The 26,578-nt window shown below is 65.1% G+C and carries 26 protein-coding genes; 12 read left to right on the top strand and 14 right to left on the bottom strand.

Annotation, left to right across the window (positions count from 1 at the left end):
- Position 1 precedes the first annotated feature (1 nt).
- From NKH01_RS09965 to hemC, 3 genes are all read right to left on the bottom strand, one after another.
- Positions 2-1,507: a COG4223 family protein gene (locus NKH01_RS09965; RefSeq protein WP_353020057.1), complete on the bottom strand. Its 1,506-nt coding sequence runs from the start codon at positions 1,505-1,507 to the stop codon at positions 2-4.
- A 554-nt stretch (positions 1,508-2,061) separates the two neighbouring features.
- Complete coding sequence (locus NKH01_RS09960) at positions 2,062-2,778, bottom strand: uroporphyrinogen-III synthase (RefSeq protein ID WP_353020056.1); 717 nt, start codon at positions 2,776-2,778, stop codon at positions 2,062-2,064.
- Between the two features lies 1 nt (position 2,779).
- Positions 2,780-3,706, bottom strand: a complete 927-nt coding sequence (hemC, locus tag NKH01_RS09955; RefSeq protein WP_353020055.1) for a hydroxymethylbilane synthase — start codon at positions 3,704-3,706, stop codon at positions 2,780-2,782.
- Between the two features lie 106 nt (positions 3,707-3,812).
- On the opposite strand from hemC, the gene tsaD reads away from it, so the two are divergent.
- The 6 genes from tsaD to NKH01_RS09925 are packed head-to-tail and all read left to right on the top strand — an operon-like array spanning position 3,813 to position 7,811.
- Positions 3,813-4,898, top strand: a complete 1,086-nt coding sequence (gene tsaD / locus NKH01_RS09950) for a tRNA (adenosine(37)-N6)-threonylcarbamoyltransferase complex transferase subunit TsaD (protein ID WP_352588416.1) — start codon at positions 3,813-3,815, stop codon at positions 4,896-4,898.
- Positions 4,899-4,909: 11 nt separating this feature from the next.
- Positions 4,910-5,911 (top strand): NAD(P)H-dependent glycerol-3-phosphate dehydrogenase, encoded by a 1,002-nt coding sequence (locus NKH01_RS09945; RefSeq protein ID WP_353020054.1) that lies wholly within the window; start codon positions 4,910-4,912, stop codon positions 5,909-5,911.
- A 26-nt stretch (positions 5,912-5,937) separates the two neighbouring features.
- The gene (locus tag NKH01_RS09940) at positions 5,938-6,234 is read left to right on the top strand and encodes a YciI-like protein (RefSeq protein ID WP_353020053.1); all 297 of its coding nucleotides are present in this window, start codon (positions 5,938-5,940) and stop codon (positions 6,232-6,234) included.
- Positions 6,235-6,264: 30 nt separating this feature from the next.
- Positions 6,265-6,690, top strand: a complete 426-nt coding sequence (locus NKH01_RS09935) for an EVE domain-containing protein (protein ID WP_352481017.1) — start codon at positions 6,265-6,267, stop codon at positions 6,688-6,690.
- Positions 6,687-7,343 carry a class I SAM-dependent methyltransferase gene (locus NKH01_RS09930; RefSeq protein ID WP_353020221.1) on the top strand — a complete coding sequence of 219 codons (657 nt, stop codon included), beginning with the start codon at positions 6,687-6,689 and terminating at the stop codon, positions 7,341-7,343. The genes NKH01_RS09935 and NKH01_RS09930 overlap by 4 nt, the downstream gene beginning before the upstream one ends.
- 48 nt (positions 7,344-7,391) lie before the next feature.
- Positions 7,392-7,811 (top strand): DUF1761 domain-containing protein, encoded by a 420-nt coding sequence (locus tag NKH01_RS09925; protein ID WP_023721382.1) that lies wholly within the window; start codon positions 7,392-7,394, stop codon positions 7,809-7,811.
- A gap of 25 nt (positions 7,812-7,836) precedes the next feature.
- Here NKH01_RS09925 and gcvA read toward each other — a convergent pair whose 3' ends face one another.
- Positions 7,837-8,757, bottom strand: coding sequence for a transcriptional regulator GcvA (gene gcvA / locus NKH01_RS09920; RefSeq protein WP_023721383.1), 921 nt, complete (start codon positions 8,755-8,757; stop codon positions 7,837-7,839).
- 162 nt (positions 8,758-8,919) lie between these two features.
- On the opposite strand from gcvA, the gene NKH01_RS09915 reads away from it, so the two are divergent.
- Complete coding sequence (locus tag NKH01_RS09915) at positions 8,920-9,165, top strand: hypothetical protein (RefSeq protein WP_023721384.1); 246 nt, start codon at positions 8,920-8,922, stop codon at positions 9,163-9,165.
- Positions 9,166-9,265: 100 nt separating this feature from the next.
- On the opposite strand, the gene NKH01_RS09910 is transcribed toward NKH01_RS09915, so the two are convergent.
- Positions 9,266-9,802: a L,D-transpeptidase family protein gene (locus tag NKH01_RS09910; protein WP_245278686.1), complete on the bottom strand. Its 537-nt coding sequence runs from the start codon at positions 9,800-9,802 to the stop codon at positions 9,266-9,268.
- A 144-nt stretch (positions 9,803-9,946) separates the two neighbouring features.
- Between NKH01_RS09910 and NKH01_RS09905 the strand changes: the two genes are divergently transcribed.
- Both NKH01_RS09905 and NKH01_RS09900 read left to right on the top strand, forming a co-directional pair.
- On the top strand, positions 9,947-10,630 hold the full coding sequence (locus tag NKH01_RS09905; protein ID WP_023721386.1) for a response regulator transcription factor: 684 nt from the start codon (positions 9,947-9,949) through the stop codon (positions 10,628-10,630).
- Positions 10,631-10,825: 195 nt separating this feature from the next.
- Entirely contained in the window at positions 10,826-11,281 is a 456-nt protein-coding gene (locus tag NKH01_RS09900; protein ID WP_023680480.1) for a Crp/Fnr family transcriptional regulator, read from the top strand.
- Positions 11,282-11,324: 43 nt separating this feature from the next.
- Here NKH01_RS09900 and NKH01_RS09895 read toward each other — a convergent pair whose 3' ends face one another.
- The 6 genes from NKH01_RS09895 to NKH01_RS09870 all read right to left on the bottom strand — a co-directional run bounded on the left by NKH01_RS09895 (position 11,325) and on the right by NKH01_RS09870 (position 18,057).
- Positions 11,325-12,218 (bottom strand): sugar phosphate isomerase/epimerase family protein, encoded by an 894-nt coding sequence (locus NKH01_RS09895; protein WP_352494078.1) that lies wholly within the window; start codon positions 12,216-12,218, stop codon positions 11,325-11,327.
- Between the two features lie 117 nt (positions 12,219-12,335).
- Positions 12,336-13,274: an ABC transporter substrate-binding protein gene (locus NKH01_RS09890; RefSeq protein WP_023721388.1), complete on the bottom strand. Its 939-nt coding sequence runs from the start codon at positions 13,272-13,274 to the stop codon at positions 12,336-12,338.
- An 85-nt stretch (positions 13,275-13,359) separates the two neighbouring features.
- A complete protein-coding gene (locus NKH01_RS09885; RefSeq protein ID WP_502896313.1) occupies positions 13,360-14,337 on the bottom strand; it encodes an ABC transporter permease subunit in 978 nt (325 codons plus the stop codon).
- A 20-nt stretch (positions 14,338-14,357) separates the two neighbouring features.
- The gene (locus NKH01_RS09880; protein WP_353020050.1) at positions 14,358-15,902 is read right to left on the bottom strand and encodes a sugar ABC transporter ATP-binding protein; all 1,545 of its coding nucleotides are present in this window, start codon (positions 15,900-15,902) and stop codon (positions 14,358-14,360) included.
- A complete protein-coding gene (locus NKH01_RS09875) occupies positions 15,899-17,278 on the bottom strand; it encodes an FGGY-family carbohydrate kinase (protein WP_353020048.1) in 1,380 nt (459 codons plus the stop codon). Before NKH01_RS09875 ends, NKH01_RS09880 begins: the two co-directional genes overlap by 4 nt.
- Entirely contained in the window at positions 17,275-18,057 is a 783-nt protein-coding gene (locus NKH01_RS09870; protein ID WP_023721392.1) for a DeoR/GlpR family DNA-binding transcription regulator, read from the bottom strand. The genes NKH01_RS09875 and NKH01_RS09870 overlap by 4 nt, the downstream gene beginning before the upstream one ends.
- A gap of 229 nt (positions 18,058-18,286) precedes the next feature.
- Here NKH01_RS09870 and NKH01_RS09865 point away from each other — a divergent pair, with 229 nt between their 5' ends.
- Genes NKH01_RS09865 through NKH01_RS09855 form a run of 3 tightly spaced genes read left to right on the top strand, consistent with a single transcriptional unit; the run spans position 18,287 to position 21,481 of the window.
- Entirely contained in the window at positions 18,287-19,330 is a 1,044-nt protein-coding gene (locus tag NKH01_RS09865; RefSeq protein ID WP_352961997.1) for a class II aldolase/adducin family protein, read from the top strand.
- 1 nt (position 19,331) lies between these two features.
- A complete protein-coding gene (locus tag NKH01_RS09860; RefSeq protein ID WP_353020046.1) occupies positions 19,332-20,633 on the top strand; it encodes an FGGY-family carbohydrate kinase in 1,302 nt (433 codons plus the stop codon).
- On the top strand, positions 20,630-21,481 hold the full coding sequence (locus NKH01_RS09855) for a TIGR01459 family HAD-type hydrolase (RefSeq protein ID WP_023721395.1): 852 nt from the start codon (positions 20,630-20,632) through the stop codon (positions 21,479-21,481). The genes NKH01_RS09860 and NKH01_RS09855 overlap by 4 nt, the downstream gene beginning before the upstream one ends.
- A gap of 20 nt (positions 21,482-21,501) precedes the next feature.
- Here NKH01_RS09855 and NKH01_RS09850 read toward each other — a convergent pair whose 3' ends face one another.
- From NKH01_RS09850 to NKH01_RS09840, 3 genes are all read right to left on the bottom strand, one after another.
- On the bottom strand, positions 21,502-22,308 hold the full coding sequence (locus NKH01_RS09850; protein WP_023721396.1) for an exodeoxyribonuclease III: 807 nt from the start codon (positions 22,306-22,308) through the stop codon (positions 21,502-21,504).
- Between the two features lie 386 nt (positions 22,309-22,694).
- Positions 22,695-23,378, bottom strand: a complete 684-nt coding sequence (locus NKH01_RS09845; RefSeq protein ID WP_352481025.1) for an outer membrane lipoprotein carrier protein LolA — start codon at positions 23,376-23,378, stop codon at positions 22,695-22,697.
- Between the two features lie 133 nt (positions 23,379-23,511).
- A complete protein-coding gene (locus NKH01_RS09840) occupies positions 23,512-26,172 on the bottom strand; it encodes an FtsK/SpoIIIE family DNA translocase (RefSeq protein ID WP_353020044.1) in 2,661 nt (886 codons plus the stop codon).
- Between the last annotated feature and the right edge of the window lie 406 nt (positions 26,173-26,578).

Below are 26,578 nucleotides of genomic sequence, written 5' to 3'. Positions count from 1 at the left end.
CTCACGCCTTCATCGCGCCAGCGATGAGCGAATCGATCTGCGTCTCGACCTCCATCCGCGCTTTCAGTTTGCCGGCAAAGTCGGCGCCGGCGGCCTTGGCCGCTTCAGGCAGCGTTTCGTATTCGCTGAGCGCCTTGGCGTAGTCGCCCTGATTGACGGCGACCTCCATGCGGGCGACGGTTTCCGGGGCGCCGGCGCCCTCGATCGCACCGATCGGCCTGACCTTGACCAGCGATTCGGCGCTCGACAGCAGCTTTTGCAGGATGCCGGCATTCTGGTCGACAGGCGTCGCGGCAGCGACCATGGCGTTGGCGGTGGCGTCCGCTTCGGCGGCGATCTCGGCGCGCGTTGGGACCCCCTTTTCGGCATAGGCGCGCAGCGTCGCGATCTCGGGTGCATCCGGTGAGATCGCGGCAAAGGTTTCGAGTTCGGCCGCGAACGGCACACCGCGGTCGAGCGCTGCCTTGAGCGCAGAGGCGGCAATGGCCAGCGCGATCTTCGGCTGCGAAGCCTGTGCATCGACCTTGCCCGAGAGCTGTGAAACCGACTGTTCCAGCGCTGCAAGCCGGCCTTCCTGCGCCTTTGCCGTGTCGCCGGCCGATTTCACCAGCGCGTCGAGCGCGGCCAGCCTTTCGTTGAGCGGGCCGAGATCGACCGGCGCCGTGCCGCCGGCCTTACCGAGGGCCGCGACCGCCGTCTCGATCTGCCTGACTTTGTCGCCAAGTGCTGCCAGTCCGGCATTGTCGCCGGCGCCGCCTTGCTCGACCGTCGATTTCAGCGCCGCGACGTCCGCCCTGACCTGATCCAGCGCCGACGACAGCCCGTCGACTTTGGACGATGCGTCATTGTTGGCGCCGGCCTGTCTGAGGTCCGCGACCTCGCGCTTCAGCGAAACGATCTCACCATTGACCGCGTCGAGCGACACGGGGCCTGACCCCGGCGCGCCGAGCAGGCCGGCAAATTGCAGCCCGCCGGCGGCGGCCAGCGCGATGACGCCGCCGACAATACCGGCGGCGATGCCGTTGATGCCGCTCCGCTTCGGCTGCGCTGCCATATGGTCGTCCCTCGTCTCAGCTGTCTTCTCGCCGGAACCTGGTATCCTCGGTTCGTTGGCCCCGGTTCCGCTGGGTGCATCTTCGAAACTGTAGTCGGAAGCCGTGAAGCGACCGACCGGCGCATCCGAACCGGCCGGATAAGGGATTTCCGCTTCCCGGGAAGAATCGGCGCCTGCGTCCGTCGGCTCTTGCGTGCCGGCCCGCGCGGCTGCGTCGGCATGTTCCCATGGTTCGAGATCGGTCTGGTCGGCATGCACCGGCTCCTCAGGCGGCTCCGGCTGCGATGCGTTCGCCGCTTCCTCGGCCCGCGCCTCGTAGGTCTGCGCCGCGGCCGGCTGCTGCGAGCTGGCATCCTGTTCGTCGGCGACTCGCGAGACGGCGCCGGGCTCCAGCTCGATGGTCACCGGTTCACGGCGGCTCTTGGAATGCCGCATCTTCGGCGTCTTGACCATGCTCGGGCTCCGCAAAATTCGCTTCGGGATGGTTGAAAGGGTCTAGCACATCACCAAGCGGTGAAAAGGGGCGGCGTGATGACGCCACGGCTTGGAGTTCAGTTTTGGCAAAACGCCGCAGCGGTTTTGGGAGATGCAATGCGGGGCCAGAAACGAAAAACCCGCCTCGGCGGCGGGTCGGTGGGGCGAATCAGCACCATAAGTGATTTTCTAGCATAGCTGCCGGCACAAAGCAAGAACAAAATGTGCCCGAGCGCAATTGTCTCAGGTTGGTGGCTGCCCGTCAAGCTGCCGATCTCCCCCCTTGCGGGGGAGATGGCCGGCAGGCCAGAGGGGGGTGTGACAGAGCACCAACGTCTACCTAAACCCATCCCCCAACCGGGAATGGAGGGCTCGATTGGCTGACAGGTCGGAGGGACAGCACCCCCCTCTGCCCTGCCGGGCATCTCCCCCGCAAGGGGGGAGATCGGCAGCTTCGCCGACAGCGCCTGCTGCGGAATAAATTGAGGATGCCGGCAGGAGGTATGCCAACGTCCGGAACAGGCGGATGCCGGTCAGCGCCGCGCCTGCAAAAGCCCCAGCAAGGCATCTTCGCTGGGCTCGGGCGCAATCCGGATCCTTTCGCCGGCGACATCGCCGAGGACCGCGACAATGCGTCTCGACAACACGAAAAACCGCGTTTCCTGGAAAAGGCCACGCAGCGCCGGCCGGCCAGCCAGGGCCTGCATAGCGGTGGCCGCCTTGGCCGAATAGAGCAGCACCGCCTCGACCGGCTGGGCGGACAGGCGCGCAAGAACGGCCTCGTCGGAGTAATCCAGCACAACGGTGTCGTAGGTCTCCACGGCGCGGACCTGAAAGCCCGCCGCCTGCAGCCGCTCCTCGAAGACCGGAAACCGCACCCGCCCGCAGAGATAGACGATGGTCTGCCCCGCGTAACCGCCAGCAAATCCATCGGCCAGCGCCTCGGCATTGCCCGGGCCTTCGCTGACCGACAGAAACCCGGCCGCGCGGGCGGCTTCCGCCGTCTTCCTGCCGACGGTGTGGCACGGCAAGCCGGCGAGCGCCGCGATGACCTCTTTCGGCGCATGGCGAAGGGCATTGGCGCTGGTGACCGCGACCGCCGCGGCGCCATCGGCGACCGCGCCGGCATCGACCGCCAGCGCCACCGTTTCGGTCAATGGCAGCAGGATCGGCTGAAAGCCGGCGTCAGCGAGCCGGCGCGCCGTGCGCGAGGCGCCCGGTTCGGGCCTCGTCACCAGGACGCGGAGCATGTCAGGTCCAGCCGTCGAAGAATGTTTCGCCGGCCTTGGCCCGAACGGTCGCGGCGGCTTTCGCGCCAATGTGCGACGCCTCCTGCACTGGCCCTTCCAGCCTGACCTCATGCGACTGCGTGCCATCGGGCGAGATGATCAGCCCGGCAAAGGAAACCGTTCCGCCCGATATCGTCGCATGGCCGGCGATCGGCGTGCGGCAGGAGCCGTCGAGCGCCGCCAGGAAGGCGCGCTCGCAGGCCAGCGCCTCGCCGGTCGGCCCGTCATGGATCGCTGCCAGCATCTGTTCCACGTCGCGGTCGCCGATGCGGCTTTCGATGCAGATCGCGCCTTGCCCCGGCGCCGGCGGAAAGACGTCGAGCGGCATCAGGTCAGTGACGACATCTTCGAGGCCGAGCCGCTTCAGCCCGGCATAGGCGAGGATGGTGCCGTCGGCGATGCCTTCGTCGAGCTTGCGCAGCCGCGTCTGCACATTGCCGCGAAACATCACCACGTCGATGTCCGGCCGCATCCGCCGGATCAGCGCCTGGCGCCTGAGCGACGACGAACCGACCCTGGCGCCTTGCGGCAGGCCGGCAATCGTTCGCGCCGCCTTGCCGATGAAGGCGTCACGCGCGTCCTCGCGCGGCAGGAAGGCGGCCAGCTCCAGCCCCTCGGGCAACAGCGTCGGCATGTCCTTCGACGAATGCACGGCGATGTCGATGCGCCGCGCCAGCAGCGCCTCCTCGATCTCCTTGGTGAACAGGCCCTTGCCGCCGGCTTCGGACAGCGGCCGGTCCTGGATGCGGTCGCCGCTGGTCGAGATGACGACCACCTCGAACGCCTCGGCCGGCATGCCATGCGCCGTCGTCAGCCGGGCCTGCGTTTCATGCGCCTGCGCCAGTGCCAGCGGGCTGCCGCGTGTTCCGATTTTCAAGGTTGTTTGCATGGCGCGCCGTCCGTGATAACCCCCGGCAGGATCGAGGTCCGTCTTCCCGGCTTTCTCCTATCGGGGAAAGGCAGGCCGTACAATCCTTGGAGACAGCGACGAATTGATCCGCGTTCTGGGCATCGAGACGAGTTGCGACGAGACCGCCGCCAGCGTGGTGGCGCTGGACGATCGCAGCGCGCCCCAAATCCTGTCGAACATCGTGCTCAGCCAGATCGAGGAGCATGCCGCTTTCGGCGGCGTCGTGCCGGAGATCGCCGCGCGTGCCCATGTCGAGGCGCTGGACGGCATCATCGAGGCAGCGCTTGCTGATTCCGGCGTCGATCTCGCCGACATCGATGCGATTGCTGCCACCGCCGGTCCCGGTCTTGTCGGCGGGCTGATCGTCGGCCTGATGACGGCAAAAGCCATCGCCGCGGCAGCCAAAAAACCGCTGATCGCCATCAACCATCTCGAAGGCCACGCGCTCACCGCCAGGCTGACCGACGGGCTCGACTTTCCCTACCTCTTGCTGCTGGTCTCCGGCGGCCATACCCAGATCGTCGCCGTGCGCGGCGTTGGCGACTACCAGCGCTGGGCGACGACCATCGACGACGCGCTTGGCGAAGCCTTCGACAAGACGGCTAAGATGCTCGGCCTGCCCTATCCCGGCGGACCGAATGTCGAGAAGGCGGCGGCAAATGGCGACGCGGCCCGTTTTGCGTTTCCGCGCCCGATGAAGGGCTCGGTGCAGCCCGATTTTTCTTTCTCCGGCCTCAAGACCGCGGTGCGCCAGGCGGCAACCGCGATTGCCCCGCTGAGCGACCAGGACGTCGCCGATATCTGCGCCTCGTTCCAGGCGGCGGTGGCGGATGCGCTCGGCGACCGTGTTTCGCGGGCGCTGACCAGGTTCCGTCAGCAATTCCCGGACAAGGCTGAGCCTGCGCTGGTTGTCGCCGGCGGCGTCGCCGCCAACCGGACGATCAAGGCGACATTGCAAGCGCTGTGCGAGCAGGCCGGGTTCAGCTTCGTCGCCCCGCCGCTTAACCTCTGCACCGACAATGCGGCGATGATCGCCTGGGCCGGCATCGAGCGCCTGCGCGCCGGCATATCAGGCGAAAACGCCGCCGATTTCGTGCCGCGCTCGCGCTGGCCGCTGGACAGCGTCTCGGCCCCGATGGTCGGCTCTGGCCGGCGCGGGGCCAAGGCGTGATGAGCAAAGCCATGACGCGCAAAGCCAGCACCGGCTGGCGTGTCGCCGTGCTCGGCGGCGGCGCCTGGGGCACGGCGCTGGCGCTGGCCATGCTGCGCGCCGGTCATTCGGTCCGGCTGTTCGCGCGCGACCCGGAGACCGTCGCGGCGATCGACCGTGGCGAAAATCCGCGCTATCTGCCCGGCATCGCGCTCGATCCCGGCATCGCGGCGACAAGTGACATCAAACTGGCTCTCGCCGACGCCGACTGCGTGCTGGCGGTGGCGCCGGCGCAATCGTTGCGCGCCATGCTGACGGCCGCGTCCAGCCATGTGCCGAAAGGCGTCCCGCTGGTGCTCTGCGCCAAGGGCATCGAGCGCGACACCGGCGCGCTGCTGTCGTCCATTGCCGAGGAAATCCTGCCGGCAAATCCGGTCGCCGCCCTGTCGGGCCCAAGCTTTGCCACCGACGTCGCCAGGGGCCTGCCGACGGCCGTCGTGGTCGCCGCCCGTGACGAGGCCCTGGCCGCCGACCTTGCCGCCCGTTTTTCGGCTGAAAACCTGCGCTGTTATTCGAGCGACGACCTAATCGGCGTCGAGATCGGCGGCGCGCTGAAGAACGTCTTTGCCATTGCCGCGGGTGCCGTCACCGGCGCCGGGCTCGGCGCCAGCGCCCAGGCCGCAATGGTGACGCGCGGCTTCGTCGAATTGCGCCGCATCGGTGCCGCCTTCGGCGCAAAGCCGGAGACGCTGATGGGGCTTTCCGGCCTCGGCGACCTGCTGCTCACCTGCTCGTCCGCGCAGTCGCGCAATTTCGCCTATGGGCTGGCACTGGGGCAAGGCAAGCCGCTTGCCGGCCTGCCTCTGGCGGAAGGCGTGCCGACGGCGGCGATCGCCGCCCGCATCGCCGGTGAGCGCCGGATCGATGCACCGATCATCGCCGCCGTCGCCGCCATACTGGACGGCACCGTCACCATAGACCAGGCTGTGTCGGCGTTGATGACCAGGCCGCTCAAAACCGAAACCGACATGTGATCCCGAACGATTGCGGAGATGGAAAGATGCTGTTTGCGTTGATTTGCAAGGACAAGCCAGGAAGCCTGCAGGTGCGGCTCGATACGCGGCCCGAGCATATTGCCTTTCTGGAAGGGCTGAACGGCGACAAGAAACTGGCCTTCGCCGGCCCGTTCCTCGACGCAGACGGCAAGCCGAACGGCAGCCTCGTCGTTGTCGAGGCGCCCGATCTGGCTGCGGCAAAAGCCGTGTCGACGGCCGATCCCTATACCAAGGCAGGGCTGTTCGAAAGCGTCGAAATCCGGCAGTGGAACTGGAGCTTCAACAAACCGGCGGATATCTAATCGCGGCGGCACCTGAGGAGGAGCAACACAATGAACTACTGGCTGTTCAAATCCGAACCTTCGGTCTTCTCCTTCGAGGACCTCAAGGCCAAGGGCAAGGCCGGCACGCAATGGGACGGCGTGCGCAATTATGCGGCGCGCAACAACATGAAGGCGATGCAGATCGGCGATCTCGGCTTCTTCTACCATTCCAATGACGGGCTCGACATAGTCGGCATCGCCGAAGTCTGCGCCCTGGCCCATCAGGACAGCACGACCGACGACCCCCGCTGGGAGTGCGTCGATATCCGCGCCTTCAAGGACATGCCGAAGCCGGTGACGCTGGAACAGGCCAAGGCCAATCCAAAGCTGGCCGACATGGCGCTGGTGCGGCTCGGGCGGCTTTCGGTGCAGCCGGTGACGCCTGCCGAATGGCAGGAGGTCTGCCGCATGAGCGGACTGACGCCGGCGCCATGACGGCGCTGACGCCGGACAGCGCCAAGAAATTCATCCTCGACAACACGGCGCTCATGGCGCCGCCGCATGTGCCGGAGATACGCCTGCAGCTGGCCGACGAGGCGCATGAATTGTGGCAGCGGACCGAGGATGAGCTGAGCGAAATCGGCCTGCCACCGCCCTTCTGGGCCTTCGCCTGGGCCGGCGGCCAAGGCCTTGCCCGCTACATCCTCGACAATCCGGCTGCGGTGCGCGGCAGGCGCGTGCTCGACTTCGCCTCCGGCTCCGGCCTTGTCGCCATTGCAGCAGTGATGGCCGGATCTGCCGAGGTGATCGCCGCCGATATCGACCCGTTCTGCGCGACCGCGATCCGCCTCAATGCAGAGGCCAATGGCGTCGAGATAGAATTCCTCGCCGGCGACTGCATCGGCACCGATGCGGGCTGGGATCTGGTGCTGGCCGGCGACGTCTTCTACGACAAAGCTTTCGCCGACAGGCTGATGCCGTGGTTCGGGGCGTTGAAGGCGCGCGGCGCCGACATCCTCGTCGGCGATCCCGGCCGCTCCTATCTGCCGAAGGCCGGGCTGGAACCGCTTGCCGTCTACGAAGTGGCGGTGACCCGCGCGCTGGAGGACGCCGAGGTCAAGCGCACCACCGTCTGGTGCCTTGCTTGACGGCATCGCCGAACAGGCGTTCCATCGCGCAATCGACCGGAGGGAATCATGGATTTTTCAGCAATCAATTGGCTGGCGGTAATCGTCGCCGCCGTGGTGGCGTGGCTGTTCGGCGCGGCCTGGTATATGGGCTTGAGCAAGCCGTGGCTGAAGGCCGCCAAGCTTGATCCGGCGACGATGAGCAAGTCGATGCTGCCCTTCGTCGTCTCCTTCGTCGCGGAGCTTGTCATGGCGCTGGTCATGTCGCTGATCATCGGCGCCGTGACCGGCGGCGAACCGAGCCTGCTTGCCGGGGTGATCTTCGGCTTCGTTCTCTGGCTGGGGTTCGTCGCCACGACGCTTTCGGTCAACCATCGCTACGAAGGTTTCGGCTGGGATCTGACGCTCATCGATGTCGGCCATTGGCTCGGCGTGATGCTTCTCATCGGCGCGGTGATCGGCTGGTTCGGCGCGGCGGCGACAGGCTGACCTTTAGGCGGCGACAGGCTGACCTTTAGGTTGGGGTCTTGGCGACTTCCTCGAGAAGCCAATCGCGAAAGGCGACGATGCGCGGATCGTTCGCCGCACTTTCGGGATAGACCAGGAAATAGGCGAATTCGGGCGCGACCTTGATGCCGAGTTCAAAGGGCCGGATCAGCCGGCCTTCCGAAAGGTCGTTTGCCACCATGGCGAAATCGGCGAGCGCAACCGCGTTGCCGTCGAGCGCGGCCTGCACGGCATCCGTCGAATTGCCGAACACGATGGTCCGGCTGTCGTCGAAATCGTCGACGCCCGCCGCCGCCATCCACATGCTCCAGTTCGGCCAGGTGACGCCCTGGCGCGACCACTCGATATGCGCCAGCGTATGATGGAACAGGTCGCGTGGCTCCTTGAGCGGCGGCCCTGACCGCAGCAAGGCCGGACTGCAGACGGGAATGATGACGTTTTCGAACAGCCGGTGCGAGCGAAGCCCCGGATATTTGCCGGCGCCGAAACGGATGCCGACATCGACATCGTCGCGGTCGAAATCGCGCACCTCATAGCTGATATCGAAGCGCAGCTCGATTGCCGGATGCTGTTTGCGAAAATCGTCGACGCGCCGCATCAGCCACTTCGTCGCGAATTGCGCATCGAGGGTGACCTTCAGCAGCGCCGATCCGCGCGCCGTCTTCTGCGCCCGTGAGACCGCGCGGCCAAGCAGGTCGAGCGCGTCGGTCGAGGCCTCGAACAGCACCGCACCCGCCTCGGTGAGCCGGATTGTGCGGCTGGTGCGTGTGAACAGCATGATGCCGAGCTGATCCTCGATTTCCTTGATCTGGTGGCTGACCGCTGCCGGCGTCAGGCCGAGCTCGTCGGCGGCGCGGGTGAAATTGAGGTGCCGGGCCGCCGCCTCCAGCGTCCGCAGCGCACGGGTTCCAGGCAGCAGGCGCGCCATCAGGGCCAGACGAGGAGGGTTCGGTCGAGCATTCCAATCCTCAAACAAAACTTGAAGATGCAGAAAAAACTACTCGTTTCCCGTTTGAATTTCAATCCGCCATGATCTGAGCATCGAAGAAACATCAAACCGGATTTGATGTCCGGAGAAGCGGATTGCACCATGTCTGACATCGCCCTGCGCTCTGTAACCCTCCGCCCGGCCTGGCTGCGCGCCGTGCTCGACTGGCTTCGGCACGCGAGAATCGCGGCCAATCTTCCCTACGAGAATGTCGAGGATCTCTCCGATCGCCAGCTGCGCGACATCGGTAGCGAACGCAAGGACATCGCACGCGCCATGGACCGCGAACTCGGCCGGCTCGGCCTTCTCGACATAGGGTGGCAAAGGAGTAGGGGAGTAGGGGAGTAGGGGAGTAGGGGAGTAGGGGAGTAGGGGAGCTAAGCGGCGCGCCCGCCCCTGTCTCTACTTTTACTGCCCTATTCCCCTACTCCCTTATTCCCCTATTCCCTTACCTTACCACCCTCACCACCGTCCGCTCCGACAGCAGCGGCAGCAGCCGTGCCATGGTGCGGGCTGTTACCGCGACGCAGCCTTGCGTCGGCGTGAAGCCGGGGCGCGCCAGGTGGAAGAAGATGGCGCTGCCGCGCCCGCGCCGGCGCGGCACAATGTTCCAGTCCAGCACTAGGCAAGCATCGTAGAGATCGTCGGCCCGCTGCATCCGCTCATGGCTGGCGCCATAGGGGATTTTGACCGGGCGGTTGTAGTTGCGGTCCCCAGGCACTTCGCACCAGCCGAGGTCGCGGCCGATCGGCGTCATCGCCAGCCGCGTCCGGCGGCCGCTGGAAAAACGGTCGCCGCGAAAATATCCCGACAATATCCGCATCGAGGCGAGCGGCGTGGCGCCATCGCCCTCGCGCTTGCCGGCCGAGATGCCGCCATGCCCCAGCGCACATGGAAACACGAGTTTGCCGGCCTGTAGAAAGCCCTGGCTGGCATGGCCGGGCCGCGCGCGCACGGTGAGCACGGTAAGCCCTTTCGGCAAAATTGCGCCGACTGCATTGCGATCGTGTTTTTTCTTGTATGATCGTGCCACGGAACAAATCACTGTGAACGGCTGTTGTGCCGGTCAGCTTCCGCATAAACAGGCAGCGGTCAACTGAAATCTCTTTTCAAAACAACGGATTGATCCATGACTTCACGCACCATTCTGATCGTCGACGACGATGACGACCTGCGCGGCACCCTTGTCGAGCAATTGTCGCTTTATGAGGAATTCGATGTCCTGCAGGAAGCGACCGCCGCCAAAGGCGTCGCCGCGGCGCGCGGCGGGCTTATCGACCTGCTCATCATGGATGTCGGCCTGCCCGACATGGATGGCCGCGAGGCGGTGAAGATATTGCGCAAGGGCGGCTACAAGGCGCCGATCATCATGCTGACCGGCCACGACACTGATTCCGACACGATCCTTGGTCTCGAGGCCGGCGCCAACGACTATGTGACCAAGCCGTTCCGCTTTGCCGTGCTGCTGGCCCGCATTCGCGCCCAGCTGCGCCAGCACGAGCAGAGCGAGGACGCCACTTTCTCGGTCGGCCCCTACACGTTCAAGCCCAGCCAGAAGCTTCTGATCGACCCGCGCGGCGCCAAGGTGCGGCTGACCGAAAAGGAAGCCTCGATCATCAAATATCTCTACCGCGCCGACCAGAAGGTGGTGACCCGCGACGTGCTGCTGGAGGAAGTCTGGGGCTACAATTCCGGCGTCACCACGCATACGCTCGAAACCCACGTCTACCGGCTGCGCCAGAAGATCGAGCGCGATCCTTCCAACGCGGAAATTCTCGTGACAGAAAGCGGCGGCTACAAGCTGGTTCCTTAAACATTTCATTATTCAAATAAGCGATCCGGGCGGGGCGCTTTTCGGGTACGGTCCTGAGCTGGAGGTTGGTCTGGATCGAACTCGCGGAGGCATCGGGTCCAAGGAGCGGAACCGATTTTTGAAACGCCTTGCGCGTCCGGGGGACGCGCGGCGCTCTAGGGAGGAGTGGGACTGACGGTTCGGGGACATAGCTAGATGGCGCTGGATGACGACATCCGCATCCTGTCCACCGTGAGGCTCTTCGAGGGCTTTACGCAGGAACAGCTGCGTCTGCTCGCCTTCGGCGCCGAAACCACCATGCTGAAAGCCGACCACAAGCTTTATCGCGAGGACGACGAAGCTGATTCGGCCTACATCGTGGTCAGCGGCCGCATCGTGCTCTATCGCGAGCACGACGGGGAGCGCATCCCGATCGGCACCGCCGGTCCCGGCACCATACTCAGCGAACTGGCGCTGATCGCCGACACCAACCGGCTGACCAGCGCCTCCGCCGAAATCGATTCGGAAGTGCTGCGGCTCAGCCGCAAGATGTTCCGCCGCATCCTCGAGGAATACCCGGAGCTGGCGGTTCACTTGCACCAGCGCATATTGGAGGATTTCCAGGCGATGATCCGCCGGATCGAGGAACTTGGGCCGCGTTTTGCCGGCTAATGTAGCGCCTCTGGTTTAACCAGATTTCGGAATTTGCGAGTTCTCAAGGCCGGTGCGTTGCGGAAACAAGCTCGGCCTTGCGCCGCGCCGTCTCCAGTCCGAGCGCAATGAAGCGGCGCGCATGTTTGGCCAGCTCCATATTGTCGGTCCACAGATTGCGCCAGATCGCGGTTTTCCGCGACAGGTTCTCGTCGACGATTTCCGACGAGAAGGATTCGAAGCTGAGGTCGTCGCTGTAGCCGATAGCGGTCAGCGCATCGAATATCCCGGCGAAATCGATATTGCCGGTGCCGAGGAAGCCGCGATGGCTCTCGCCGATATGGACATAGCCGATTTTCTTTGCGGCGTTGCGGATGGCCAATCCGACATCGGCCTCCTCGATGTTCATGTGGAACGTGTCGAGATGCAGGAAGATGTTGTCGGAGCCGCTGTCCTCGATAAAGGCCATGCCTTGCGCGGCGGTGTTGAGCAGGTTGCTTTCGAAGCGGTTGACGATCTCGAGGTTGAGGGTGACGCCGGCTGACTTTGCCGTCTCCGCCACCTCGGCAAGCGTGCCGGCGCTGCGGTTCCACTGGTCGCGCGTCGGCGCCTCGCTCTGCAAGCCGTGGCTGGTGCTGAGGATGCCGGCAACCTTCTGGCCGCCGAGATCGCGAGTCAGCGCGATCGTACGTTTCAGGATTTCGACGCCGTGCGCCGCAATCGTTTTGTCGGCGCTCGAAATATCGCCGTCGGCCGGCAGTCCGATGCTGATCGCGACGCCGAGGCCGAGATCGGCTATCCGCTTGGCCAAGCCGTCAATGTCGACATTGGCGGGGTCGAGATAGGAGAATTCGATCAGGTCGAAGCCGGCTTCGCTGGTGTTGGCCAGCGTCCGCTCGAGATCGCTCTGCGTCGAGCTCGCCGACCAGACGAATGAGTGGATTCCGATGCGCGACATGATTGTCTCCGGTTATTCCAGCAGTAGCGGACCCAAGTCCAAATCGGTGTTTGGCAATCCGTTGCTCAGACAAAAAAGGTGCGGCCGGTCATACCCGCCGCCCCCGGCGTGGGAGGTTTAGCGAGCTGCGGTCCAGCCCTTGTAATCCTTCAAATTGTCGGCCGTGATCAGCTTCGGGTCGAGCAGCACCGTCGGCTCGGCCGGCTTCTTGCCGGCAAGCAGGTCAGCCGCCATCGTCAGCGACTGGCCGGCCATCACATAGGGATCCTGCGAGGCCGAGGCCTTGATCATCGACGTGCCGGAAGCGAGTTCCTTCTCGATATCGGGCGCGCCGTCGACCGCCGTGAAGATGAACTCCGAGCGGTTGAGCTGCTTGGCCGCAAGCTGGGCGCCGATCGCCGTCGGATCGTTGATGGCGAACACCGCGTCGATCTTGTCGAAACGGGTCAGCAGCGACTGGAACACTTTCAAGCCGCCGTCACGTGAGCCTTCGGCGTTCTGGTCGTCTGAAAGGACCTTGATGTCGGGGTGTTTTGCCAGCACGTCCTTGCAGCCCTTGACCCTCTCCAGGATCGACGACGAGGCCGGGCCGTTGAGGATGACGTAGTCGCCCTTGCCGCCGGTATGGTCGACCAGATACTGGCACGCCTCTTCGCCGGCCTTGACATTGTTGGTCATCACGGTGACATCGGCGCCCGGCGCCGAAACGTCAAAAGCGGCAACGACGATGCCGGCCGCCTGTGCCTTCTTCACCGCCGGTGCGATCGCCTTGGCATCGACGGCATTGAGCATGATGACGTCGACGCCGGCGGCGATGAAGGAATCGACCTGCGAGACCTGCTTGTTGAGATCGTAGTCGGCCGATACCGATGTCACCTGCACATTCGGGTTGATTTTCTTGGCCGCGTCCTCGATGCCCTTGATGGTTGCGACGAAGAACGGGTTGCCGAGCAGGCCGACCGAGATGCCGACCTTGTTCAGGTCCTTGGCCGATGCCGGCGCGATGACGGCGGCTGCAAGGGCGACGCCGCAGAGCAGTTTAGCGATGATCTTCATTGTTTTATTTTCCTCCTGATGCCCGCGCCTCTCACGGTGCGTTACACATGAAACCGGCTCGATGGACGCCGGCGACTAAGGGCCATCACGTTCTTGCTCCTGCCTGGAGCCGGTAACGGTCGAGGGCGACCGCCACGATGATGACCAATCCCTTGATGATGTACTGCCAGATGTCGGAAACACCGGCGAGGATGAGCCCATTTGACAGCACGGCGATGATCAGGCCGCCGATCAGCGTGCCCCAGATCGAGCCGACGCCGCCGACGAAGCTGGTGCCGCCGAGGATGACCGCGGCAATGGCGTCGAGTTCGTAGGACTGGCCGAGCTGCAGCCCGTTGGCGGCATAGAGCCGGGCCGCCGACATGGCGCCGCCAAGGCCGGCCAGAAGGCCGGAAACGCCGTAGACGAAGAGCAGCACCAGCGGCACCTTGATGCCGGTCAGTCTGGCGGCCTCGGCGTTGCCGCCGACGGCGTAGATCCAGGTGCCAAGCACGGTGCGCTTGAGCACCAGCCAGGACAGCACCACGACCGCCAGCGCGATGATGACCAGCCATGGAACGCCGAACAGCGAACCGTTGCCGATGAAGTCGAACGGCAGGTCCGAGTTGAACACCGTCGTGTCCTGGCCAAGCAACCGGGCGACGCCGCGCACGGCGGTCAGTGATCCCAGCGTGACGATGAAGGGCGGCAGCTTGATGTAGGCGATCAGCAGGCCGTTGATGACGCCGAAGCCGAGCCCGACGAGAATGGCCGCCGGCACGCCCAGCAGTCCCCAATCGGGCACCAGCGACACCATCACCGCCACCATCGCCGAGGCGGCAAGGATCGAGCCGACGGACAGGTCGATGCCGCCGGTCAGGATGACGAAGGTCATGCCGGCCGCCAACACGATGTTGATCGACGATTGCTGCATGACGATCAGCAGATTGGTCTGGGTGAAAAAGCGCGGGTTGATGAACTGGAAGCCAACCGCCAGCAGAATCAGGATCGGCAGCATGCCGAGCGCAGCGATGGCGGTGCGCCACCTTGTGCTCCTGCCGACCGCCCGGTCGTCCGCTTTCATCGTGTCGGCCACCTTGTCGGTCATCGCTGAGCCGCTCCCGTTGCAAGTTCCATGATCGCTTCCTGCCGCAGTGGCTCGCCCTCCGACGCCGTTACCTCGCCGGCAATGGTGCCGTCGCGCATCACCAGCACGCGGTCGGCGATGCCGATCACCTCCGGCAGTTCGCTGGAGATCATCAGGATGGCGATGCCTTTCTTGGCCAGATTGTCGATCAGCCGGTAGATTTCCGACTTCGCCCCGACGTCGACGCCGCGGGTCGGCTCATCGAGGATGACGACCTGCGGCTCTGTTTCCAGCAGGCGGGCGAGCAGCACCTTCTGCTGGTTGCCACCCGACAGCGAGCCGGCATTGGCCTGCACCGAGCTGGTGCGGATGGAGAGCTCGGACACCGCCTTGGCGGCGCGCTTTTCGGCAGCCGCGAAGTCGCGCAGACCGCCGGCCTTCGCGTCCCTTGCCAGCACGCCCATGCTGATGTTGTCGGAGATCGACATGTCGAGGAACAGGCCAAGTTGCTTGCGGTCCTCGGTCAGGTAGGCGATGCCGGCATCCAGCGCCTCGCTTGGCGAACCGATGGATATCGGTTTGCCGCCGAGCTCCAGCGTGCCCGATATGTGCCTGTCGGCGCCGAAGATCAGCCGTGCCAGTTCGGTGCGGCCCGAGCCGACCAGGCCTGCCAGTGCCAGCACCTCGCCTTTGTGGAGGTCGAAGGAGCAATTCTTTATGAGATTGCCGTCCGACATGCCGCGCACCGACAGCGCGACGGCGCGCTTGCTGTCCGGCGGGCGGTGATCCTTCTTGTAGAACGTCGACAGATCGCGCCCGACCATCATCGATACCAGGCGTGAGGCGTTCAGATCGGCGCGGTCGAGCGTGCCGACATAGCCGCTGTCGCGTAGCACGCTGACGCGGTCGGCGAGCTGGTAGACCTCTTCCATGCGGTGGCTGATGTAGATGATGGCAATACCTTGCGACTTCAGCGTCGCGATCACCTCGAACAGCCGGTCGGTCTCACGCGAGGTCAGCGACGTGGTCGGCTCGTCCATGACGATGATGCGCGCATTGGTCGACAGCGCGCGGGCGATTTCGACCAACTGGCGTTCGCCGAGCGACAGGCTGGTGACCGGGGTGCGCGCTGAAAAAGTCACACCGAGCCGCGCGATGATGTCGCTGGCGCGCCGGTTACACTGCTCGCGATCGACGATGCCGAACCGTCGCGGCTCGTTGCCGAGGAAAATGTTCTGCGCCACCGACAGATTGGGCGCCAGCGACAGCTCCTGGTAGATGACCGCAATGCCGGCGGCGCGTGCCTTGATCGGGTCGCCGGTGGCGGCCGGCATGCCGTCGATCAGGATTTCGCCGCCGGGATCCGGCCGGTAGGCACCGGACAGCACCTTCATCAGCGTCGACTTGCCGGCACCGTTCTCACCCATCAGCGCGTGCAGCTCGCCGGCATGGACGGTCAGCGACACATCGTGCAGGGCGCGGATCGGGCCGAATGTCTTCGAGATGTGGCGCATCTCCAGCACCGGCTGGCGCACCGTCTCGATCCGGGCGATGGCGCTCATCGCGCACCTCCCACAGCTGCTCTGGGGGCACCCCGATCGGCGGCAAGGCCGCGCCAGTCGTTGCGGTAGCCGGCAAGGCCGCTGAAGCTTGCCGCATGCACCGCCTCCGGCGCCTCGGTGGCAAACTCGCGTCCGACGCTTTCGAAGGCAAGTGCTGCGGCACCGGTGGCGCTGCCCTCCAGCGTTGCGCCCTGCAGGAAGGCCTGCCCGGGACGCACTTGCGCCAGCAGCGCGGCAAGCAGCCCGCCATTGTTCAGGCCGCCGTCGACGATGACGGTATTATCGGAATGGATCAGCTCGAGGCACAAATCGACCATCAGCGCGACATAGAGCAGCGCCATGGCCGCGCGTTCGTCGGCGTTGGGCGTGCGCCCGACCAGTTCGCCGCGCCGGTGTGCCATCGGGCCGCCGGGCGCGAAGCTCGGCAGCGCCATGATGCCGGCGTCGATCACCCGCTGTATCGATGACGGCGCGATGGCGCCCTGCCAGCCGGCGCTGATCGTCGCGAATTCGCGGCCGCCCATGAAGCGGATGGTTGGCACCGGGCCGCCATCGACATCGACGTTGACCAGCATGTCGCGCTCGCCGTCGAGTGCGTCGAGCGGGCAGTCCGGATTGAGAACGACGACCCAGGTGCCGGTCGAGACCACGGTCACCGGCCCGAGCTGCTGCCGGCGGTAGGCATGGAGCGCGGCATTGCTGTCGTGGACGCCATTATGGATGGCGACCGGCTTCGCGGCTCGGCCGAAGCGCTGCTCGCCGATCACCGCGCCGGCACGCTCGAAGGCGGGCATCTGGCCGCGCCAGCCCTCGCCATCGACCAGCGAGCTGAAATCGCGTTTGCGCGGCGCCCATAAATGCGAGTGGCAGCCGAGATAGGACACTTCCGATACCGGCCGGCCACCAAGGCGCCAGCTCCAGTATTGGGGGTAGCCGAGGATCGATTTCGCTGCGGCGAAGGCACCGGGCTCCACCTCCTTCAGCCACAACATGTGGCGGCCGTAGTTGAAGCCAAGCGGCAGGCGCGGCGAAAAGGTCTCGGCAAAATCCGGAATGCGGCGATCGATTTGCGCGGCGATCTCGGCCGGCGGTTCCTGCTCGTAATCGAGGATCGGATGCGTCAGCGCGGCGTCGTCGACCAACGCGAAGGTGCAGCCATGGCCGGATACCATCAGCCCTTCCACGCCATGCGTGTCGACGGCGTCATCGATGGCGCGGGCCGCCCAGTCGTGCAGCGTTGCCTCGTCGAGCACGCTGAAGCCGTTTTTGCGGATCCAGCTCGGCTGGGTGCGGCGCTCGTCGAGGATGCGTCCGTCCTGGCCGAAGACGAACAGCTTCGAATTGGTCTTGCCGAAATCGAGGACGGCTACTTTCACTGGGCGCCTCCCGAGGAAGCGGCGATGCGCACCATGACGCCGGCATCTTCGAGCATGCGCGCGTCGGTGTCGGACAGGCCCTCATCGGTGACCAGCGTACCGATCCGCGACAGCGGCAGCGCCACGTTGCGGGCGTGGATCGACAGTTTGCGGCTGTCGGCCAGCACGACGATCTGGTCGGCGCAGAGGCTGAGCTCGACGATCGAGCGGACCAGCAGCGGGTGCGATTCCAGAAGGCCTTCCTGGCCGATGCCTTGCGCGCCGAGAAAGAACTTCGAGGCGTAGAACGGCACCGTCTGGGTCAGCGAATGGATGATACCCGGCTCGCGGTGCAGTTCGCCGCCGGCGACGGTCAGGCTGCAATGGCCGTGATCGCTGAGATAGGCCGCGAGCGGCATCGAGTTGGTGTAGAGCCGGATGTTGCGGTCGGCGAGCTTGACGCCGAGATGGAAGCAGGTCGAACCGCCATGCACGATGACCGCGTCGCCGTCGCGCACCATGGTGGCGGCGAGAGCGGCGATCTGCCGCTTGGCCTCGACGGCGAGGTCGCGGTTCTCGTCATAGGGCCTGGCATAGGCGACGCCAACTTGCGAAGCGCCATCGAGCGCCGAGATGCCGCCATAGACCTTGCGCGCTTCGCCGGCCTCGTCGATCTTGTCGATGTCGCGCCGCACCGTCGCCGCCGACACGCCAAGCCGCTCCTGCAGCTCGCGCACCGATGCGAAAGGCCGGTCTCGCAAAAGCTCGACAATCTGGCGCTGGCGGCCGGAGTCGCTCAACCCTTACCTCCCAATGCGCTTGCCTCCCAAGCCATTTTGCACGGCATTGCCATTTTGCACGGCAATTGGTGCAACTTACTCAACGGGCCTCGGATTGCAAGCGTGATTTGACGCGATAACATCACTGTTGACGTAACTTACTCGCATCTGCGATACCAGCGTCGGTCTTAGTCCCGGCAACGGGCCGTCCAAAGCCGTGGCCACGCGGCCGGTTTGTGGAGGAATTTCGATGACGATCAGTGCGGATGCGCAGGAATTGGCAGCGCTGCGGTCGCTTTCGGCCGTCATCGGCAGCGACCCGCATCTGACCCAGGCCGCCGGCGGCAATACCTCGCTGAAAGCCGGCGACACGCTCTGGATCAAGGCCTCCGGTACCTGGCTGAAGGACGCGCTTACCGCAGACATCATGGTGCCGGTCAGCATCCCGCCATTGCTTGAAGCCATCGAACGGCGCGACCCGGCCGCCGAACAGCCGCAGGCCTTTGCCATCGGCGCCCTCAATCCACGCGGCTTGCGCCCGTCGATCGAGACCACGGTGCATGCGCTGATGCCGCAGCGTATCGTCCTGCATGTCCACTGCGTCGAGACCATTTCGCTGGCCGTGCAGGCCGATTGCGAGGCCGAGGTCGCCAGGCGGCTCGATGGCCACCAATGGACCTATGTTCCTTATCGCCGGCCGGGGCTGCCGCTTGCCCAAGGGATCGCCGAGCGCTTGCGGCCAGGCGTAGACATCCTGATCCTCGGCAATCACGGTCTGGTCGTTGCAGCCGAGACCGTCGCCGCGGCCGACATGCTGCTGCGCCGCGTAACCCGGCTCCTGGCGCGGCCGCCGCGCCAGGTGGCTGAGCCGGACATTGCCGCACTGACGGCGCGCGCCGGCGGCAGCGGCTACAGACTGCCAGCCGACGTGGAGGCGCATGCGGTGGCGATCGACCCCGAAAGCTGCCGCATGGCTTCGGGTGGCAGCCTCTACCCCGACCACGTCATCTTTCTCGGCGAGGGTTCGGTCGTGGCGGGACCGGGCGAGGATGTGAAGCGCGTGATCGAGCGCTGCGGCGCCGCACCCGTGGCGATCCTGTTTCCCGGCCTTGGCGTGCTGATGCGCGGCGACGCCGGCGCCGGCGCCGACGCCATGCAGCGCTGCCTCGCCGACGTGACGGCGCGGGTCGATGTCGCAGCGAAGCTGAATTATCTGACAGCGGCGGAGAATGACGAACTGATCAACTGGGACGCCGAAAAATATCGCCAGAAACTCAATGCCGGAGGCAGCTGACATGCCGCGTTCGTCAAGCCCACTATCAACTGGCCCGCTTGCCATCGGCATCGACATCGGCACATCCGGCGCGCGCGCCGTCGCAATGCGCCCGGACTTTTCCATCGCCGCGCATTCCGAAATTGCCCTTGAGCGATTTGGGCTGAACGGCCGCGACCCCGCCGTATGGTGGGAGGCGGTCGGCGCGACGTTGGCGGAAGTGCTCAAATGTATCGATCGCGCGGCAGTGCTCTCGATCGCCGTCGACGGTACGTCGGGCACGCTGCTGCCGGTCGACGGCTCCGGGCGGCCGCTGGCCGAACCGCTGATGTACAACGACAAGGTCGCTGACGACATTATTCTGACTGCAATAGCCGGCGCGGCACCGGCAACGAGCGCTGCACTTGGGGCGACGTCCGGTCTCGCCAAGGCGCTGTCTTTCCAGCACCTGCCCGGCGTCGCCACTGTGCTGCACCAGGCCGACTGGATCGCCGGACAGTTTTCCGGCCGCTTCGATGTCAGTGACGAGAACAACGCGCTGAAAACCGGCTACGACGTCGAGGCCCGGCGCTGGCCGGACTGGATCGCGGCGACCGGCATGCGCATGGAATTCCTGCCCCGAATCGTGCGGCCGGGCGATGTCACGGGCACGCTCACCGCCAGCGCTGCGAAAATGTTCGGCCTGCCGCGCGACGTGGTTGTCGTCGCCGGCACCACCGATGGATGCGCGTCGTTCCTGGCGACCGGTGCGACTGCCGCGGGCGCCGGCGTCACCGCGCTCGGCTCATCGCTGACCATCAAGATCCTCTCCGACCGGCCGATCTCGGCGCCGCAATTCGGCATCTACAGCCATAGGCTGGGAAACACCTACCTGGCGGGCGGTGCCTCGAACTCCGGCGGCAAGGTGCTGGCCCAGCATTTCCCCGTCGCCCGCATTGTCGAACTCAGCAAAAAGATCGACCCGGCGACAGAGACCGGCCTCGATTATTACCCGCTGCCGGCGCCGGGCGAACGCTTCCCCATAGCCGATCCGGCGCTGCCGCCCCGCCTCGAGCCGCGGCCCGCCGACGACGCCGATTATCTGAAAGCGATGTTCGAGGGTATTGCGGCGATCGAAGCGCTCGGCTATCGCCGGCTTGCCGAACTCGGCGCACCCCGGCTTACATCGGTCAGGAGCGTCGGCGGCGGTGCGGCCAATCCGGCCTGGACGGCGATCCGGCAGCGCAAGCTTGGCGTCGCTCTCGTGCCGGCTCTTTCGGAGGAGGCCGCCGCCGGCACGGCGCGGCTGGCGCTGATGGGCGCAGGCGCAGCGGGGCTTTTATGACGGCCAAGATAATTCAGCACCTCGACGGCATCGCCGCGCTGGCCGAGCGCTATCAGGTGTTCCTGCTCGACCAATTTGGTGTGCTGCACGACGGCACCAGCGCCTATCCAGGCGCTATCGAAGCCTTGTCGGCACTCAAGCGCGCCGGCAAGACCATCGTGCTGATCTCGAATTCCGGCAAGCGGGCGCAACCCAATGAGCGCCGCCTGCTGAAGCTCGGCTTCGCACCGGGAAGCTGGGACCATTTTGTCTCCTCCGGCGAGGTGGCGTGGCGCTCCTTCCACGAAATGGCGGCATCGGGGACCCTGCGCCCGCAGACAAAATGCCTGCTGATCAGCCGCGATAATGACCGTTCGGCTGTCGACGGCCTGCCCTTCGTCCTGGCCAAGGACGGCGACGATGCAGAACTGGTACTGATTTCCGCCAGCGAGGGCGATCGCTACGACCTCGACCATTATCGCCGGCTTCTCGGTCCGGCGGCGAAGCGCCAGGTGCCGTGCTTCTGCACCAACCCCGACAAGATCATGCTGACTGCCGTCGGGCCTTGCTTCGGCGCTGGCCGGCTGGCCGATCTCTATGAGAACCTCGGCGGCAGCGTCACCCGCATCGGCAAGCCCTATCCGCAGATATTCGAGGCAGCGCTGGCGCTGGCGGGCAACCCGGAGCGCGGCAACGCGGTCTGCGTCGGCGACAGCGTCGAGCACGACATCGCCGGCGGCAACGGCGTCGGCGTCGCGACGACGCTGGTCCTGTCCGGCATATTGGCGGAGACACCTGATCTGGAGACTGTTTTCGCCACGCTGAACGCCCGCCCCGACTACATCGCGGATAGCTTCAGGTTTCGCTGAATTGTTAAGGCGAGACAAAGCTAATCGAGGTTGAAACGCCCGATCACCGGCACATGGTCGGAGGGCCGCTCCCAGCCGCGCGCCGGCCGCAGGATTTCATAGCCGGCAAACTGCGGCACCAGGTTTGGCGACGACCAGATATGGTCGAGGCGGCGGCCGCGATTTGACGCCTGCCAATCCTGTGCACGATAGCTCCACCAGGTGTAGAGCTTCTCCTCGTAAGGCACATTGAGCCGCATCAGGTCGACCCAGTCGCCGGCGAGCCGCATCGCTTCGAAATTTTCCGTCTCGACCGGCGTATGGCTGACGACGTTGAGCAGCTGCTTGTGCGACCAGACATCGTGCTCGAGCGGCGCGATGTTAAGATCGCCGACCAGGATCGAGCCGGAAACCTCGTCATGCTCGGCGCGGACGGCGTTCATCTCGGCAACAAAATCGAGCTTGTGCTTGAACTTCCGGTTGACGGCCGGGTCGGGCTCGTCGCCGCCGGCCGGCACGTAGAAATTGTGCAGCAGGATCGCCTTGCCGCCAGCCTTGACGGTGACCGACAGATGCCGGCTGTCGTCGATCTCGCAGAAGCGGCGCTTTTCGACCACCTCGATCGGCCGCCGTGCCACCGTCGCAACGCCGTGGTAGCCCTTCTGGCCATGGAAGGCGATGTGCTCGTAGCCAAGCTTGCGGAACGCCTTCTCCGGAAACAATTCGTCAGGAACCTTGGTTTCCTGCAGGCAGAGCACGTCCGGCGCCTGCTCGACCAGCAGACGCTCGACGATCGGCATGCGCAGCCGGACGGAGTTGATGTTCCAGGTAGCGACGGAAAACGGCATGTGGGGTTCCGGACAACGCAAGATCCGCCGGATGGCCCGACGGAAGTCAATCGCGGAAACTACTGCCAGCCGCGCACCGCAAAAACAAGCCGGCCGCGCCTTGGGGGGCGCGGCCCATGACTTTCCAGAAATATCAATACAGGAACCAAGCCCAAGGTGTGCTGAGATTCAGGTCAGGCCGAGTCGGAGTCGAAGACGGGCGCGAAGCGACCAGAATGGTGGATTCCGAGAACCGGAGCGGAGCGTACTTTTGGGTACGTGAGCACCGGCCTACGCCGGCCGTAGCGTTAACTGCCACGACCGCTCATGAGTGCTTTGGCCGGCGAAGGCCGGAAGCGCAGGAAACCGCCGTTTGCAGGCCGGCATCACCTGAATATCGACACACCTTAGCGCGACTTGGTGTTCAGTTCCCGGTTGGCCGTATAGTCGATGGCAAAGGTGTCGGGCGCGAAACTGACGCCCTCCTTGGTGTTGAAGATCATCACCGTCGTGTCCTTGCCTTGCGCATCGGTGATGGTCCACTGCCGCAATTCATAGGATTTCGGATCGAACATCATGGTGATCTTCGAATTGCCGAACACCGATTTGTCGGCAAGCTGGATGGTGGTGAGATCGTTTTCTTCCTTGACGCTTCTGACGCGTCCGCCCGACAGATCGATCTTGTCGTCGAGCAGCAGCTTCAGCGGTGTCTTCGACAGCGGGTAGAGGTCGGAGGTCCGCAGCTTCTTGTTGAGGATGACCACCGACTTGCCGTCGGAAATCACCCTGAAATTCGAGGCGCCGTCATAGTTGAAGCGGATCTTGCCCGGCCGTTCCAGAAAGAACTTGCCGCCGGTCTGCTCGCCCTTTGGCCCGAACTGCACGAACTCGCCGCTCATCGATTTGACCGAGGAGAAATGATCGGCGATCTTCTGCGCCGTCGCCGGAACCGCTGCTTGCGCCGACGCCAGCAGCTGGAAGCCGGGCACGACGTTGACGGCCGCGGCACCGGCCAGGACCAGACCGAGGCCGAGCACCTGTCGGCGGGTTGGGGCGAAATCCCTGCTTGGGGCGAAAGATGCGTTTTTCATGCCGGTCACCATCATCTGATTGCTTGCTCGTTATATTGGTCTGGCCCCCCAGTTGGGCTTAAGTTTGGCGGGCGCGCAGCGCTCATCCGTTGCAACGCGCCGAGAGGTTCAAAGTTGCCGGCGCGGATGCGCTCTAGAACTTGTCGTCCTCCGTCGGCACCAGGATTTCGCGTTTTCCGGCATGGTTGGCCGGGCCGACAATGCCTTCCTTCTCCATCTTCTCGATGATCGAGGCGGCGCGGTTGTAGCCGATGCCGAGCCGGCGCTGGATGTAGCTGGTCGAGGCCTTGCCGTCGCGCAGCACCACCGCGACCGCCTGGTCGTAGGGATCGTCGGAATCCTCGAAATTGCCGCCGTCGCCGCTGCTGCCACTGCCTTTGCCCGACGGCTCATCATCATCCTTGTCGTCATCCTCGGTGATGGCGTCGAGATATTCCGGCACGCCTTGCAATTTCAGATGCGCGACGATCCTCTCCACCTCGTCGTCGGAAACGAAGGGACCGTGCACGCGCTGGATGCGGCCGCCGCCGGCCATGTAGAGCATATCGCCCATGCCGAGCAGCTGTTCGGCGCCCTGCTCGCCCAGGATGGTGCGGCTGTCGATCTTCGATGTCACCTGGAAGGAGATGCGGGTCGGGAAGTTGGCCTTGATGGTGCCGGTGATGACGTCGACCGACGGCCGCTGCGTTGCCATGATGACATGGATGCCGGCGGCGCGCGCCATCTGCGCCAGGCGCTGCACTGCGCCTTCGATGTCCTTGCCGGCGACCATCATCAGATCGGCCATCTCGTCGATGATGACGACGATGTAGGGCATCGGCTCGAGGTCGAGGTTCTCCGTCTCGTAGATCGCTTCACCGGTCTGGCGGTCGAAGCCGGTCTGCACGGTGCGCGAGATTCTTTCGCCTTTTTTCTCGGCCTGCTGCACGCGCGCGTTGAAACCGTCGATGTTGCGGACGCCGACCTTCGACATTTTGCGGTAGCGGTCCTCCATCTCTCGCACGGTCCATTTCAGCGCCACCACCGCCTTCTTCGGATCGGTGACCACCGGCGTCAGAAGATGCGGGATGCCGTCATAGACCGAGAGTTCCAGCATTTTCGGATCGATCATGATCAGCCGGCAGTCCTGCGGCGTCAGCCGGTAGAGCAGCGACAGGATCATGGTGTTGATGGCGACGGACTTGCCCGAGCCGGTGGTGCCGGCGACCAGCACGTGCGGCATCTTGGCGATGTCGACGATGACCGCCTCGCCATTGATGGTCTTGCCCAGCGCCAGCGCCAGCTTGGCCTTGGTGGTCTCGAAATCGCGGCTGGCCATGATCTCGCGCAAATAGACGGTCTCGCGCCTGGCGTTCGGCAATTCGATGCCGATGGCGTTGCGGCCAGGCACCACGGCGACACGGCAGGCGATGGCGCTCATCGAGCGGGCGATGTCGTCGGACAGGCCGATCACCCGCGACGATTTGATGCCGGGCGCAGGTTCCAGCTCGTAAAGCGTGACGACCGGACCCGGGCGCACATGGATGATTTCGCCCTTGACGCCGAAATCCTCCAGCACGCCCTCGAGCAGGCGGGCGTTCTGCTCCAGCGCGTCCTTCGACAGGCTGGCGTCGCGCACCACGTTCTTCGGTTCCGACAGGAAATGCAGTGACGGCATGTCGAATTTTTCCGAGCCGATCAGCGAGGTCTGCGCCTCGCGCTGGACCCGGGCGCCGGGTGCCGGCCGCGGCGCCGGCGCCTCGACGCGTGTCGCCGCATCGGAACGGAAGTTCTGCACCTTCGCCGTCGGCGCGGCGCGGCGTTGGCCGGCCGGCTCGGGCGCGAAATCCATGTCGTCGTCATTGTCGTCGTTATCGAAGACATCGGCATCGTCGGGGTCGATCGAGGCACTGCGGTCGTTGACCATGGCGGCGAAGAATTCCGGCTCGACGCGGGCGCGCCCGCCCGGGCTCATCCGCGCCTCGGCGAACTCGGCCGATTCGACCCGTTCGGCCGCCCGCCGCCAGGCGCTGGCCCGCGGCTCCATCTCCGGCTCGAAATCGTCGCGCTCGCGCCGGCGCGCGGCGCGGCGACGCAGATAGGCCCGCAGCGACAGCCACCAATGGGTGATGGCGCCAAGCGCCAATATGCCTTCGTCGCCCTCGTCCTCGTCATTGTCGAAAAGCAGGTCGTCCTGCGGATCGGCAGCAGTGGGCTGATCAAGGACGGCAAAGCCGTTCTTGCGTGAAATCAGCGCCGAACCATACAGAAACAGCCCCAGCGCCGGTGCTGCAAGGAGCACGGCAAGCACGCTGGCGACGAGGCCGGTCGGATAGCCGCCGATGACCAGGCCGGGAATGTTGAGCACCATGTCGCCAAAGACGCCGCCGAGGCCGGTCGGCAGCGGCCAGGTCTTGGGCGGCACCACGCAGCCGGCAATTGCCGCGCCAAGCAGCGAAAACCCGAACCAGGCCAGCGCCCGTTTCGGCAGCCGGTCGACGCCGCGCGCGGTAAACAGCAGAAATCCCCAGATCACCGCCGGCACCAGCGCCGCAACGGCGGCAAGTCCGAAGAACTGCATGGCAATGTCGGAAAAGACGGCGCCGGCATAACCCATTGCATTGGTGACGATATTATCGGTGGCGTGCGAGAAGCTCGGATCGGCGACGTTCCAGGTGGCAAGGGCGGCGACGCCGAAGCCAACCAGAGCAAACAGCCCGGCACCGACCAGCCGCCCGACCTGGCGCCTCGCGAACGCCCGGATGCCGTGCCCCGTATCGGCCAGCGCAAGCGGTGCTGAAGCCCCTGAACGCATGCTCTTCCTCGTCTGTCGTTGCCCGGCCGGGCGCGGACGCGCAACACGGCAGATTCGGCTGTCAGACTAGCGGTGGGAAGGTTAAGGGCGCATTAACCATGGGCAGTCTGCGTCTGCGGAACGGGCGCAGGATGTCACGCCTGACTTCCTGTTCAAACGCGGCGGTGATCCTGCGACAGGCATTGGCAACCACGCTGACTCGGCGAAAATGGCGGGCACGCTGGAGCCGCTGCGGCCGATGTTTCACGCCGCCGACGGATCGAGCACCTTGATCAAGCGATCGTGATCGAGCCGTCACGGCCATCCGCGCACAAAAAGAGGCCCGGAAGATTTCCGGGCCTCAAGGCGTGAGCCCTTGCAGGAGCATCACGACGGGATGGGACGTCGCGAGGCGGCCGAGGCCGCC

Source organism: Mesorhizobium sp. M1403, from assembly GCF_040317695.1.
In the GTDB taxonomy this organism is placed as follows: Bacteria; Pseudomonadota; Alphaproteobacteria; order Rhizobiales; family Rhizobiaceae; genus Mesorhizobium.
This window is presented reverse-complemented; position numbering and strand designations above follow the sequence as displayed.

Bases quoted from the DNA above. Each gene is read 5' to 3' on its own strand.
- NKH01_RS09965 (WP_353020057.1), bottom strand. From the start codon at position 1,507: ATGGTCAAGACGCCGAAGATGCGGCATTCCAAGAGCCGCCGTGAACCG.
- NKH01_RS09960 (WP_353020056.1), bottom strand. From the start codon at position 2,778: ATGCTCCGCGTCCTGGTGACGAGGCCCGAACCGGGCGCCTCGCGCACG.
- hemC (WP_353020055.1), bottom strand. From the start codon at position 3,706: ATGCAAACAACCTTGAAAATCGGAACACGCGGCAGCCCGCTGGCACTG.
- NKH01_RS09945 (WP_353020054.1), top strand. From the start codon at position 4,910: ATGACGCGCAAAGCCAGCACCGGCTGGCGTGTCGCCGTGCTCGGCGGC.
- NKH01_RS09940 (WP_353020053.1), top strand. From the start codon at position 5,938: ATGCTGTTTGCGTTGATTTGCAAGGACAAGCCAGGAAGCCTGCAGGTG.
- NKH01_RS09935 (WP_352481017.1), top strand. From the start codon at position 6,265: ATGAACTACTGGCTGTTCAAATCCGAACCTTCGGTCTTCTCCTTCGAG.
- NKH01_RS09930 (WP_353020221.1), top strand. From the start codon at position 6,687: ATGACGGCGCTGACGCCGGACAGCGCCAAGAAATTCATCCTCGACAAC.
- NKH01_RS09925 (WP_023721382.1), top strand. From the start codon at position 7,392: ATGGATTTTTCAGCAATCAATTGGCTGGCGGTAATCGTCGCCGCCGTG.
- gcvA (WP_023721383.1), bottom strand. From the start codon at position 8,757: ATGGCGCGCCTGCTGCCTGGAACCCGTGCGCTGCGGACGCTGGAGGCG.
- NKH01_RS09915 (WP_023721384.1), top strand. From the start codon at position 8,920: ATGTCTGACATCGCCCTGCGCTCTGTAACCCTCCGCCCGGCCTGGCTG.
- NKH01_RS09905 (WP_023721386.1), top strand. From the start codon at position 9,947: ATGACTTCACGCACCATTCTGATCGTCGACGACGATGACGACCTGCGC.
- NKH01_RS09900 (WP_023680480.1), top strand. From the start codon at position 10,826: ATGGCGCTGGATGACGACATCCGCATCCTGTCCACCGTGAGGCTCTTC.
- NKH01_RS09895 (WP_352494078.1), bottom strand. From the start codon at position 12,218: ATGTCGCGCATCGGAATCCACTCATTCGTCTGGTCGGCGAGCTCGACG.
- NKH01_RS09890 (WP_023721388.1), bottom strand. From the start codon at position 13,274: ATGAAGATCATCGCTAAACTGCTCTGCGGCGTCGCCCTTGCAGCCGCC.
- NKH01_RS09885 (WP_502896313.1), bottom strand. From the start codon at position 14,337: ATGAAAGCGGACGACCGGGCGGTCGGCAGGAGCACAAGGTGGCGCACC.
- NKH01_RS09880 (WP_353020050.1), bottom strand. From the start codon at position 15,902: ATGAGCGCCATCGCCCGGATCGAGACGGTGCGCCAGCCGGTGCTGGAG.
- NKH01_RS09865 (WP_352961997.1), top strand. From the start codon at position 18,287: ATGACGATCAGTGCGGATGCGCAGGAATTGGCAGCGCTGCGGTCGCTT.
- NKH01_RS09860 (WP_353020046.1), top strand. From the start codon at position 19,332: ATGCCGCGTTCGTCAAGCCCACTATCAACTGGCCCGCTTGCCATCGGC.
- NKH01_RS09855 (WP_023721395.1), top strand. From the start codon at position 20,630: ATGACGGCCAAGATAATTCAGCACCTCGACGGCATCGCCGCGCTGGCC.
- NKH01_RS09850 (WP_023721396.1), bottom strand. From the start codon at position 22,308: ATGCCGTTTTCCGTCGCTACCTGGAACATCAACTCCGTCCGGCTGCGC.
- NKH01_RS09845 (WP_352481025.1), bottom strand. From the start codon at position 23,378: ATGAAAAACGCATCTTTCGCCCCAAGCAGGGATTTCGCCCCAACCCGC.
- NKH01_RS09840 (WP_353020044.1), bottom strand. From the start codon at position 26,172: ATGCGTTCAGGGGCTTCAGCACCGCTTGCGCTGGCCGATACGGGGCAC.